The sequence below is a fragment of the Klebsiella sp. C349492 genome, assembly GCF_042055345.1.
In the GTDB taxonomy this organism is placed as follows: Bacteria; Pseudomonadota; Gammaproteobacteria; order Enterobacterales; family Enterobacteriaceae; genus Klebsiella; species Klebsiella scottii.
Window position 1 is genome coordinate 435350 of sequence record NZ_JANQCE010000002.1, and the last position, 12227, is coordinate 447576.

Here is a 12227-nt window from a genome sequence, read left to right on the forward strand (position 1 = left end):
CTTTTGTGATTAAGTTAATAACACTTTAATGTAAATTAAAGTCATTATTAGATCGTCGCTTTTACAAAACTATAGGTGCTGTAGCCCACCAGAGTGGCGATAATGATAGCCAGCAGGATGTACAGCACCAGGCGGCGTCCGCGGTAGATTCCAAACATAATAGGCCTCGTTTAATATAGGTTTATTAATCTTCTGTAATAGTTGCTTAGAGAAATAACTTATCACATATTTTGATTTTTGCGAGAGATTAAAAGTTGCCCTTGGGTAATCTCTTGCACCCCGTGAAATTATAATCGTTCATTGGCCAGAAATGATTTCAGGCTTTCCGAATCACGGAGTTTATAAGGAAAATTTAATTTGACCAGAATGATAAATCCCCGCAACGCGCCCCTTTCGGGAGAGGCCGCATCCCGTCAGGCTTATCAGCAGACCGTGGCTGATGTTCTGGCGCAGAAAGAGAGCCGTGCCGACGGCCTGACTTCCGCCCAGGCCGCAGAGCGCCTGGAAACCTATGGCCCTAACGCGCTGCCGGAAAAGAAAGGCAAGCCGGGCTGGCTGCGCTTTCTCGCGCATTTTAACGACGTCCTGATCTTTGTCCTGCTGGCCGCCGCCGCGCTCACCGCGGTGATGGGCCACTGGGTGGATACGCTGGTTATTCTTGGCGTCACCGTTATCAACGCCCTGATTGGCCACGTGCAGGAGAGCAACGCCGAAAAATCCCTGCAGGGCATTCGCAATATGCTCTCCAGCGATGCGCGGGTGCAGCGCAACGGCAGGCACGAAACCGTGGCGACCCGCGAGCTGGTGCCGGGCGATATCGTTATTCTGCGCGCCGGCGACCGCGTCCCGGCGGATATGCGCCTGATTGAAACCCACAGCCTGCGGGTGGAGGAGGCGATCCTGACCGGCGAATCGACGGTCGTGGATAAGACCACCGACGCGCTGCAGGGCGAGCTGCCGCTGGGCGATCGCACCAATATGCTGTTCTCCGGCACCACCATCAGCGCCGGCGCCGGCGTTGGCGTGGTGACCGCCACCGGCCAGGAGACCGAGCTCGGCCATATCAACCAGATGATGGCGGGGATTGAGAAGCACCGCACGCCGCTGCTGGTGCAGATGGACAAGCTCGGAAAAGCGATTTTCGTCATCATCCTGGCGATGATGGCCGCGCTGTTCATCTTTAGCCTGGCGCTGCGCGACATCCCGATTGGCGAACTGCTGCTGTCGCTGATTAGCCTGGCGGTGGCCGCGGTACCGGAAGGTTTACCGGCCATCATCTCGATTATTTTATCGCTGGGCGTACAGGCGATGGCGCGGCAGCGGGCGATTATCCGCAAGCTGCCGACCGTCGAAACCCTCGGGGCGATGACCGTGGTGTGCTCGGATAAAACCGGCACCCTGACGATGAACGAAATGACCGTCAAAGCGATCGTTACCGCCGACTGCTGCTACCGCGTCGAAGGTGACAGCTACGAGCCGCAGGGCGATATCTGCCTCGAAGGCAGCGACGAGCCGGTGCAGATTAAGCCGGGCAGCGTGCTGGAAAGCTGGCTGCGGACCATCGACCTGTGTAACGACAGCCAGATCGTCAAGGACGAGCGCGGGCTGTGGGGCATTACCGGCGGGCCAACCGAAGGCGCGCTGAAGGTGCTGGCGGCGAAAGCGCAGCTGGCGCCGGTTGACACGCGTCTGATTGCCAAAATTCCGTTCGACTCGCAGTACAAATATATGGCCACCCTGCAGCAGATTGGCGATGAGGCGCGGGTGCTGATTACCGGCGCGCCGGACGTTATTTTCGCCATGTGCCGCCAGCAGATGAGCAAGCAGGGCGCGGTACCGTTCGAGCTGCAGTACTGGGAAGATGAGATGGCGCGCTTCGCCCGTCAGGGCCTGCGTATGGTTGCCGCCGCCAGCAAGCCGGCGGCCGCCGGCAGCGCGACGCTGACCCACGATGATCTGCGCGAAGGCCTGGTGTTCCTCGGCATCGCCGGGATGATGGACCCGCCGCGTCCGGAAGCCATCGACGCCATTCACGCCTGCCAGAATGCGGGGATCCGCGTGAAGATGATCACCGGCGATCACCCGCAGACGGCGATGAGCATCGGCCAGATGCTGGGGATCACCAACAGCAGCCAGGCGATGACCGGCTACCGGCTGGAGCACATGGATGATGCCGAGCTGACAAAAGTCGCCGCAGAGTACGATATTTTCGCCCGCACCAGCCCGGAGCATAAGCTGCGCCTGGTGAAGGCTCTCCAGGATAACGGCGAAGTGGTCGGGATGACCGGCGACGGCGTTAACGACGCGCCGGCGCTGCGTCAGGCCGACGTCGGTATTGCGATGGGGATTAAAGGGACGGAAGTCACCAAAGAAGCCGCCGATATGGTGTTGACCGACGACAACTTTGCCACCATCGCCAGCTCGGTAAAAGAGGGGCGCCGGGTCTACGACAACCTGAAGAAAACCATCCTGTTTATCATGCCCACCAACCTGGCGCAGGGGCTGCTGATTATCATCGCCCTGCTGGCGGGGAACATTATTCCGCTGACGCCGGTGCTGATCCTGTGGATGAACATGGCGACCTCCGCCACGCTCTCCTTCGGCCTCGCCTTTGAAGCCGCCGAGCGCAACGCCATGAACCGTCCGCCGCGTAAAACCGGCCAGCACGTGATGGATGCCTTCGCCGTCTGGCGGGTGGCGTTCGTCGGCACGATGATCGCCGTCGCCGCCTTTATCCTTGAGGCCTGGCTGGCGCCGCGCGGCCACAGCCCGGAGTTTATCCGTACCGTGCTGCTGCAGATGCTGGTGACCGCCCAGTGGGTGTATATGATTAACTGCCGCAGCAGCGACAGCTTCTCGCTGAACATGGGCCTGCTGCGTAATAAAGGCATCTGGCTGGTGAGCGGCGTGCTGCTGCTGATGCAGCTGGTCATCATCTACGTCCCGGTGATGCAGACGATGTTTGGCACCGAAGGGCTGCCGCTGCGCTACTGGTTTATCACCCTCGTCATCGGCATGGTGATGTTCCTGGTGGTGGAGGTTGAGAAACGCCTGACCCGCCGTTGGCGTAAAACCGCCTGAACCTTCGCGTCCCTCCCCGTCCGGGAGGGACGCGATAACGTCAGCAAGGAATTCCCCTCATGAAAAAAATACTCCGCTGCGCCTTACTGGCCTGCGGCCTGGCCGGCTGCACCCTCAGCGCCGCCGCCGCGCCGGCGATCCCGGTCCGCGTGGCGACCGTCGAACGCACCGCCCATGTCGATGAACGTCAGCTTCCCGGACGCGTCGAGGCGATTCACGCGGTCGAGATCCGCGCCCGTACCGAAGGCGCGATCGTCCAGCGCCATTTTGCGGACGGACAGTACGTCAAACAAGGCGATCGCCTGTTTACCCTCGATGACGCCCAGCCCCGCGCCGCGCTGGCGCTGGCGCAGGCCGAGCTGAAAAGCGCGCAGGCTTCGCTGCGCCAGGCCGAACAGCTGCTTAGCCGCTATCAGCGCCTGAAAAACAACCACTCGATTAGCCGCAACGATGTCGATAACGCGCAGATGCAGCGCGATGTCGCCGCCGCCGCCGTGGAGCAGGCGCGGGCGCGCGTTGCCGCCGGACAGATTACGCTCGGCTACACCCGCATTGATTCGCCGGTGACCGGGCGCGTGGGCCACAGCCTCTTTCACGTCGGCAGCCTGGTGAATCCGGCCAGCGGCATGCTGGTGGATATCGTGCAGCTTGATCCGATCCGCGTCTCTTTCGCCTTAGATGAAAGCGCTTTTTATAGCAAGGCGGGGCAGCACGACGATATTGGCGCGCTGAAGCAGGCGTGGCAGGCGCAGATCGCCCCGGGCGGCGAGCGCGAAGAGGGCGTGCTGACCTCGGTTGATAACCGCATCGACAGCCGCACCGCCAGCGTCGTGATGCGCGCCGAATTTGCCAATCCGCAGCATCGCCTGCTGCCGGGCGGCAGCGTGACGGTGATTTTGCGCCCGCGCCAGCAGCAGGAAAGCCTGACGATCCCGCTGGCGGCCGTGCAGCAGGACGTGGAGGGCTTTTACTGCTGGGTGCTGACGGCAAATGACACCGTCGCGCTGCGTCGGGTGACGCTGGGCGCGCAGCAGGGGCAGCGCTACGCGGTAGCGCAGGGGCTGGATGTCGGCGAGCGCGTGGTGACGGAAGGCGTACAGCGCCTGCGTGACGGTGCGGCCGTGCGGCTACTGAAATAAGGAAGGAGAAGGGATGCTGACGTTTTTTATCCGTCGCCCGCGCTTTGCGATGGTGATTGCGCTGCTGATAACCTTTATCGGCGCGGTGTCGCTGAAGCTGATTCCGGTTGAGCAATATCCACAAATTACGCCGCCGGTGATCAGCGTCAGCGCCAGCTGGCCGGGCGCCAGCGCGGGAGATGTGGCCGAGGCGATCGCCGCGCCGCTGGAAACCCAGCTCAACGGCGTTGACCATATGCTGTACATGGAGTCCACCAGCTCCGATGAGGGGACCTACAGCCTGAGCCTGACCTTTGCGGCCGGCACCGACGCCGACCTGGCGGCGATCGATGTGCAAAACCGCGTCTCGCAGGCGGTGGCGCAGCTGCCCGCCGAGGTGCAGCAGAACGGGGTGCAGGTGCGCAAGCGGGCGACCAATCTGCTGATGGGGATCAGCCTCTATTCGCCGACGGAAACGCTCTCGCCGCTGTTTGTCAGCAACTATGCCAGTACCCAGGTGCGCGAGGCGCTGGCCCGGCTGCCGGGCGTCGGCGAAGTGCAGATGTTCGGCGCCCGCGACTACAGCATGCGCGTCTGGCTGCGTCCGGATCGCATGAATGCGCTGAACGTCACCAGCGAAGATATTGCCCAGGCGCTGCGGGAGCAGAACGTGCAGGGCGCCGCCGGGCAGGTGGGAACGCCGCCGGTGTTTAACGGCCAGCAGCAAACGCTGACCATCAACGGTATCGGGCGTCTGAGCGATGCGGCAAGCTTCGGTCAGATAGCGATCCGCAGCGGCGAGCAGGGGCAGCTGGTGCGCCTTTCCGAGGTGGCGACTATTGAGCTCGGCGCGCGCAGCTACAGCTCCGGCGCGCAGCTCAACGGTCGCGACTCGGCCTATCTCGGGGTTTATCCCACGCCGACCGCCAACGCGCTGCAGGTTGCCAGCGCGGTGCGCGCCGAGCTCACGCGGCTACACGCGCGCTTCCCGCCGGATCTCACCTGGGAGGTGAAGTTCGATACCACGCGCTTTGTGTCGGCGACCATCAAAGAGATTGGCGTTTCGCTGGTGCTCACCCTGCTGGCGGTAGTCGCGGTGGTTTCGCTGTTCCTGCAAAGCTGGCGGGCGACGCTGATTGTCGCCCTGGCGATCCCGGTATCGCTGATCGGCACCTTCGCGGTGCTCTATCTGCTGGGCTACAGCGCCAATACCCTCAGCCTGTTTGCCGTTATCCTCGCCCTGACGATGGTGGTGGACGACGCCATCGTGGTGGTGGAGAGCGTCGAAAGCCAGATGGCGGAAGGCGCGGGCCGCCTGGAGGCGACCGCCCAGGCGCTGCGTCAAATCGCCGGGCCGGTTATCGCCACCACCCTGGTGCTGCTGGCGGTGTTTGTGCCGGTGGCGCTGCTGCCGGGCATTGTCGGCGAGCTCTATCGCCAGTTTGCGGTCACCCTCTCCACGGCGGTCACGCTGTCGAGCATCGTGGCGCTGACGCTGACGCCGGCCCTGTGCGCGCTGCTGCTGCGCCCGCGTCCGGCGCAGCCCGCGGCCGTCTGGCGGCTGTTCAATCGCGGTCTCGATCGCCTGCGCGACGGCTACGGGGCGATCGTCGCTCGCATGAACCGCCGTCCGTGGCTGGCGCTGACGGCGGTCGCGCTGGCCGCCGGGGTGGTGGCGTTCAGCTTCAGCACCATGCCGAAGGGCTTTCTGCCCGAGGAAGATCAGGGCTACTTTTTCGCCAGCGTTCAGCTGCCGGAGGCTGCTTCGCTGGAGCGCACCGAAGCGGTGATGGCCCAGGCGCGCGAGCTGCTGCTGGCCAATCCGGCGGTGGAGGACGTCATTCAGGTGTCGGGCTTCAATATTTTGAACGGCACCAGCGCCTCAAACGGCGGGTTTATCTCGGTGATGCTGAAAGATTGGCACCTGCGGCCGCCGCTGGAGCAGGTGATGAGCAAGCTGCAGGGGCAGCTGCTGGCTCTGCCGGAGGCGACGATTATGGCCTTTGCGCCGCCGACGCTGCCGGGGTTGGGCAACGCCTCGGGCTTTAACCTGCGCATTCTGGCCCAGGCCGGACAATCGTCGGCGGAGCTGGAGCGCGTGGCGCTGCAGGTGCTGCAAATTGCCAATCAGAATCCGCATTTGAGCCGGGTCTTTACCACCTGGAGCAGCAACGTGCCGCAGCTGACGCTGAGCGTCGATCGCGATCGCGCCGCCCGGCTGGATGTCCCGGTTTCGCGGATCTTCAGCAGCCTGCAAACGGCATTTGGCGGCACCCGCGCCGGGGACTTTAGCATCAATAATCGGGTCTACCACGTGGTGATACAAAACGAGATGCAGTGGCGCGAGCGGGCGGAGCAGATAAGCGAGCTCTACGTGCGCAGCAACCACGGCGATCGGGTGCGCCTGAGCAATCTGGTCACCGTCACCCCGGCGGTGGGGGCGCCGTTTATCCAGCAGTACAATCAGTCCCCGTCGGTATCGATAAGCGGCTCGGCGGGAGAGGGCGTCAGCAGCCGCGCGGCGATGGCCGCGATGGCGGAGATTCTGCAGGCCAATTTGCCGCAAGGTTACGACTACGCCTGGAGCGGGATCTCATGGCAGGAGCAGCAGACCGGTAATCAGGCTATCTGGATCGTGCTGGCGGCGGTGGCGATGGCGTGGCTGTTCCTCGTCGCGCAGTATGAAAGCTGGACGCTGCCGGCGAGCGTGATGCTGTCGGTGCTGTTCGCCATCGGCGGGGCGCTGCTGTGGCTGTGGATCGCCGGCTACGCCAACGACGTGTACGTGCAGATTGGCCTGGTGCTGCTCATCGCCCTTGCGGCGAAGAACGCGATCCTGATCGTCGAGTTCGCCCGGGCGAAGCGCGAAGAGGGGATGTCGATAGCCGACGCCGCCCGGGAAGGGGCTATCCGCCGCTTTCGCGCGGTGCTGATGACCGCGGTCTCTTTTATTATCGGGATCATGCCGATGATGTTCGCCACCGGCGCCGGGGCGCAGAGTCGGCGGATTATCGGCACCACCGTGTTCAGCGGCATGCTGGTGGCGACGCTGATTGGCATTCTGTTTATTCCCTCGCTGTTCGTGCTCTTTCAGCGCCTGCGCGAGTGGGGACACCGCCGGATGTAGGTCCGGCGCTACCGGGCTTCCACCGTAATCATGCTGACGAACGGATGGTACTGCCAGGGTACGCCGCCGCCCCGCTGGTACATTTTCGAAATGGTGCCGTCGAGGTAGAGCATCTGCCGGACGTTGAGCTTTGACTGCGCGTAGCAGGCGAAATCGTAGAAATTGGTTTCCCGCGCGCTGAGCATGAATATTACCTGTCCCTGGCGGGTGAGGCCGACGCCGTTGCGCAGCTTGCGCGAGGCGGCCGACGGCTTCAGCCGCCAGTTTATCCTGCCGTTTTCGATCAGCATCGGGCCGGACTGCACGGCGTAATCGATGGCCGGCGACGGCCGGTATTTATCGATGCTGACAATCCCCGCCTGCTGGCCTTTAACAAAAAAGACCCCGCCGGGACGAATGAAAAAGTTGCCGCCGCCGGAGGCGCGGTTGAGCGCGGTCAGCCGTTTGCCCTTTTCGATATACAGCCCCAGCGGGGCATAGGCTTTATCGTAAATCCCGCCGTTCATCGCCATCCGCACGCGGCCGTCGCGATTGATATCCGCCAGCAGCGATCGCAGGGAGCCCCAGGCGCTACCGTCGCCGTTTTTCCAGTACATCGCGATCCGCTCCTGCTGCGGATTGACGGCGTAGCTTTGCAGCGTCAGCGACGGGTCGGTGAGGGTGCATTTTCCGGCGGCAAAGGCCGAAAACGGTAACAGCATCAGCGCGACGAGTCGCGGAGAGAGGCGCGGGAGCATGGGCATTCCTTGAAGCGGCTAAGGCGGGCAGTATACCTTTTTGCCGGCGCTACGCCGCCCAGATCTCGCAGTGCTTTTGCACCAGGCCGATCAGCGAGCCGCCGTTGGCGACAAATTCGCGCATGCGCCGGGCTTCGCTGCGATCCTGCTGCGCCTGGCGGACGATGGCGTCGAGGGCGCTGGTGGCATTGAGCCTGTGGGCGAAGGGGACCAGGCGATCCGCCAGGCGTAAAATCTCCTCCCGGACGGTGCGCCGCTCGCCGGAGCGGACGTCGGTGACGATCCCCGCGAGGCCGTAGCGGCAGGCCTGGTAGCGGTTGAAGGGATAGAGCAGATAGTCCTCGGGCTGCGGATTAAACGGCCTTTCCGTCAGCAGCCAGCAGGCAAGGATCTGAATATAGCCGGCAATATTTACCGCCTGCGCAACGGTCAGCGGGGTATCCATCACCCGCACCTCAACGGTGCCGAAGCGCGGACTGGGACGAATATCCCAGTGCAGATCCTTCATGCTGTCGATCATGCTGGTATAGCTGAGGCGCCGGAACAGCCCGTTAAACGCCTGCCAGCCGGTGACCCACGGCATCGGACCGTTGTCAGGGTAGGCGGAAAAGAGGTTCAGGCGGGCGGTGGCGAATCCGCTGTCGGCTCCGTCGAGCCAGGGAGATGCCGCGTTAAGCGCAATAAAATGCGGCACGTAGCGCGACAATCCGTGGACAAGATAAATCGCATCGTCGCCGTTTTGGCAGCCGACGTGGACGTGCTGGCCGAACACCGTTGACTGCTGCGCGAGGTAGCCAAAGTGCTCGACGGTCTTCAGGTAGCGCGGGTTGCTGCTGATCTGCTGGCGCTGCCAGGCCTGAAACGGATGAGTGCCGCCGCCGCATATTTGCAAATGCTGCTGCGCGCCGGCGCGCAGTATCTCCTGCTGAATAGTGGTCAGCTGCGCCATCGCCTGGTGAATGTCGTGGCAAATCCCCGTCGCCACCTCAAGCATGCTCTCGGTGATATCGTGCTTAACCTCCCCGGCAGGAATGGCGTCCTCCACGGCCGCAATCAGCGCCGAGGAGTCCTGGCTCAGATCGTATCCCGGCGGGTTGACCACCTGCAGCTCCAGCTCGATACCGAGCGTAAAAGGGGCCGAAACGTGAAAATCAGGTAATGACATGGCGATTCCTTGCGTACGGATATGCCAAAAGTATAGGTAAAATTTTTCCGGCTTAGAGCCTGTCCCGTCGGATGAGTGGGACAAACGCTTATAAATTGAGGGGGATTATGAATTTATTTTATATAAGCTTCCGCTGCGTTATTATTACCTGCCGCGACAAAATAAGCTGGTGCAGTTCTGCAACATATTTCACGATGGCGGTGCGGGAGAATAAGCTGTTATTATTTTATTAATACATATCATGTAGATACCATAATTTATTCTTATTTTATAAGCGCTTTCACACTTATTTTCCTGACGTTCAGATGTGGTATGCATCTTGCCTGCTAAATAACGACTTTTTATTTAACAGGGACATTGTGATGCTCAAAAATACCTTACCCTTGCGTAAACGCCGCCCCGTGGCCGCGGCGGTTGGGGCGCTGGCGCTGCTGACCTCCCTGCAGGCGACCGCCTCAACGCTGCGAATTGCGATGACCGCGGCCGACATCCCGTTAACCCTCGGCCAGCCTGACCAGGGCTATGAAGGCAACCGCTTCACCGGGATCCCGCTGTACGATGCGCTGGTGGAATGGGACCTCTCACAAGGGGAGAAACCGAGCGGGCTGGTACCGGGCCTGGCGACGGAGTGGCACGTTGACCCGCAAAATCAGACCCGCTGGATCTTTACCCTGCGCCCCGGCGTGAAGTTTCATGACGGTACCGACGTTAACGCTGACGCCATCGTCTGGAACGTCGATAAGGTCTTAAACAAAAATGCGCCGCAGTATGCCCCAGGGCAGATCGGCAATACGCTGTCCCGTATGCCGACGCTGACCGGGGCCGAAAAAATTGACGATCGCACCGTCGCGCTCACCACTTCCGAAGCCGATGCCCTGCTGCCGTACAACATTACCAACCTGTTTATCGTCTCGCCGACGGCATGGCAGAAACTGTATGCCGCGGTACCGGCCAGCGCCGGCGATACCGCCGCGCGCGGCAAGCTGGCGTGGACGGAGTTCGCCGCCCATGCGGTGGGCAGCGGCCCGTTCAAAATGGAAAAACTGGTTCCTCGCCAGCAGCTGATCCTCGATAAAAACCCGGACTACTGGAATAAAGACCGCATCCCGCGGGTCGATAAGGTGGTGCTGATCCCGCTGCCGGAGGCCAATGCCCGCACCGCGGCGCTGCTGTCGAAGCAGGTGGACTGGATTGAGGCTCCGGCCCCGGACGCGGTGGATCAAATCAAAGCCCAGGGCTTTAAAATCTACGCCAACACCCAGCCGCACCTGTGGCCGTGGCAGTTCTCATTCGAAGAGGGCTCGCCGTGGAAGGATATTCGCGTGCGTAAGGCGGCCAACCTGTGCCTTAACCGCGCGGAGCTGAAGAGCTACCTTGGCGGCTATATGACCGAAGCGACCGGCGTCTATGAGGCCGACAGCCCGTGGCACGGCAAGCCCTCCTTCCAGATCAAATATGACCCGGAAGCCGCCCGTAAGCTGATGACCGAAGCGGGGTACAGCACCGGCAAACCGCTGCACGTTACCGTCGCCACCTCGGCGTCCGGCTCCGGACAGATGCAGCCGCTGCCGATGAATGAGTACATTCAGCAGAGCCTGAAAAGCTGCTTCTTTAACGTCGACATCAAGGTGACCGAATGGAACACCCTGTTCACCAACTGGCGCCTCGGGGCAAAAGACCCTTCGGCAAAAGGCATTGATGCCATCAACGTCAGCGCGGCGGTTAACGACCCTTACTTCGGCATGATCCGCTTCTCAACCGCCAAAGCGTTCCCGCCGGTGGCGACGAACTGGGGCTATTTCTCCACCCCGGAAACCGAAAAGCTGGCAACGGCGGTGAAGCACGCCTTTACCCCCGAAGAGATGAACAAAGCGGCCGGCGAGCTCCACGCCGCGCTGGTGGACCAGGTCCCGTTCCTGTTCGTCGCGCATGACGTGGGACCGCGGGCAATTTCGCCGGCGGTTAGCGGCGTGGTGCAGCCGCAGAGCTGGTTTATCGATCTCAGCCTGGTGAGTAAGAAAGAGTAATCGTGACGGGAGCCAAAGATGATCAATACGCTGCTGTACCGCGTTCTGCTGGCCGTGCCGACCATGCTCGGCGTGGCGGTAATCTGTTTCATGCTGGTGCAGATTGCGCCGGGGGATCCGCTGGTGTCGGTGATGCCGCCGGACGCCTCGGAGGCGCTGCGCCAGACGCTGATGCAGGCCTACGGTTTTGATAAACCGCTGCCGCTGCAGTTCGTTCACTGGCTGTGGCGGGCGCTGCACGGCGACTTAGGGATGTCTGTAGCCACCGGACGACCGGTGATCGGCGAAGTGATGACCGCCGTCAGCTACTCCCTGCGCCTGGCGCTGCTGGCGACGATTATCGGCTTCGTGCTCGGCAGCCTGTTTGGCTTTGTCGCCGGCTATTTTCGCAACAGCATCATCGATCGTCTGGCATCGGTGCTCTCGGTGTTTGGCGTCAGCGTGCCGCACTACTGGCTGGGAATGCTGCTGGTGATTGCCTTTAGCGTCAAGCTGGCGGTCTTACCCGCCACCGGCGGCGGGCCGATCGGCGAAATCGGCTGGCAGTGGGATTGGGATCATCTGCAGTTTATGCTGCTGCCGGCGATCACCCTGTCGGTGATCCCGACCGGGATCATTGCCCGCACCGTGCGTTCGCAGGTCGCCGACATTCTGAGCCAGGAGTTTATCGTCGGGCTGCGCGCTCGCGGGCTGGGCGAATCGCGCATTTTCCTCCACGTGGTGAAAAATGCCGCCCCCACCGCGCTGGCGGTCATGGGGCTGCAGGTGGGGTATCTGATGGGGGGCTCGATTCTGGTGGAAACGGTATTCTCGTGGCCCGGCACCGGTCTGTTGCTCAACACCGCTATCTTCCAGCGCGATCTGCCGCTGCTGCAGGGCACCATCTGGGTGCTGGCGCTGTTCTTTGTGCTGCTCAATCTGCTGGTGGATATTCTGCAAACCGCCCTCGATCCGCGCATTAAGAGGAGCTGA

The 12227-nt window shown here is 61.9% G+C and carries 7 protein-coding genes; 5 read left to right on the forward strand and 2 right to left on the reverse strand.

Going from position 1 to position 12227, the window contains the following annotated elements; all coding sequences use genetic code 11:
• Positions 1–357 precede the first annotated feature (357 nt).
• From NWP14_RS09735 to NWP14_RS09745, 3 genes are read left to right on the forward strand one after another with little or no spacing between them, the layout of a single operon-like run.
• On the forward strand, positions 358–3081 hold the full coding sequence (locus tag NWP14_RS09735; protein WP_375215253.1) for a cation-transporting P-type ATPase: 2724 nt from the start codon (positions 358–360) through the stop codon (positions 3079–3081).
• A 59-nt stretch (positions 3082–3140) separates the two neighbouring features.
• Positions 3141–4220, forward strand: coding sequence for an efflux RND transporter periplasmic adaptor subunit (locus NWP14_RS09740; RefSeq protein ID WP_331850601.1), 1080 nt, complete (start codon positions 3141–3143; stop codon positions 4218–4220).
• 13 nt (positions 4221–4233) lie between these two features.
• Positions 4234–7326: an efflux RND transporter permease subunit gene (locus tag NWP14_RS09745; protein WP_095094811.1), complete on the forward strand. Its 3093-nt coding sequence runs from the start codon at positions 4234–4236 to the stop codon at positions 7324–7326.
• An 8-nt stretch (positions 7327–7334) separates the two neighbouring features.
• Here NWP14_RS09745 and NWP14_RS09750 read toward each other — a convergent pair whose 3' ends face one another.
• Positions 7335–8063 (reverse strand): phosphodiester glycosidase family protein, encoded by a 729-nt coding sequence (locus tag NWP14_RS09750; RefSeq protein ID WP_375215254.1) that lies wholly within the window; start codon positions 8061–8063, stop codon positions 7335–7337.
• A 49-nt stretch (positions 8064–8112) separates the two neighbouring features.
• Positions 8113–9228 carry a YbdK family carboxylate-amine ligase gene (locus NWP14_RS09755; RefSeq protein WP_375215255.1) on the reverse strand — a complete coding sequence of 372 codons (1116 nt, stop codon included), beginning with the start codon at positions 9226–9228 and terminating at the stop codon, positions 8113–8115.
• Between the two features lie 362 nt (positions 9229–9590).
• Here NWP14_RS09755 and NWP14_RS09760 point away from each other — a divergent pair, with 362 nt between their 5' ends.
• The gene (locus NWP14_RS09760) at positions 9591–11255 is read left to right on the forward strand and encodes an ABC transporter substrate-binding protein (RefSeq protein WP_346431919.1); all 1665 of its coding nucleotides are present in this window, start codon (positions 9591–9593) and stop codon (positions 11253–11255) included.
• 18 nt (positions 11256–11273) lie between these two features.
• Positions 11274–12227 carry an ABC transporter permease gene (locus NWP14_RS09765; protein ID WP_045854382.1) on the forward strand — a complete coding sequence of 318 codons (954 nt, stop codon included), beginning with the start codon at positions 11274–11276 and terminating at the stop codon, positions 12225–12227.

Excerpts from the sequence above, each read along its gene's own strand:
- NWP14_RS09750 (WP_375215254.1), bottom strand. The coding sequence starts at position 8,063 with ATGCTCCCGCGCCTCTCTCCGCGACTCGTCGCGCTGATGCTGTTACCG.
- NWP14_RS09760 (WP_346431919.1), top strand. The coding sequence starts at position 9,591 with ATGCTCAAAAATACCTTACCCTTGCGTAAACGCCGCCCCGTGGCCGCG.
- NWP14_RS09765 (WP_045854382.1), top strand. The coding sequence starts at position 11,274 with ATGATCAATACGCTGCTGTACCGCGTTCTGCTGGCCGTGCCGACCATG.
- NWP14_RS09740 (WP_331850601.1), top strand. The coding sequence starts at position 3,141 with ATGAAAAAAATACTCCGCTGCGCCTTACTGGCCTGCGGCCTGGCCGGC.
- NWP14_RS09745 (WP_095094811.1), top strand. The coding sequence starts at position 4,234 with ATGCTGACGTTTTTTATCCGTCGCCCGCGCTTTGCGATGGTGATTGCG.
- NWP14_RS09755 (WP_375215255.1), bottom strand. The coding sequence starts at position 9,228 with ATGTCATTACCTGATTTTCACGTTTCGGCCCCTTTTACGCTCGGTATC.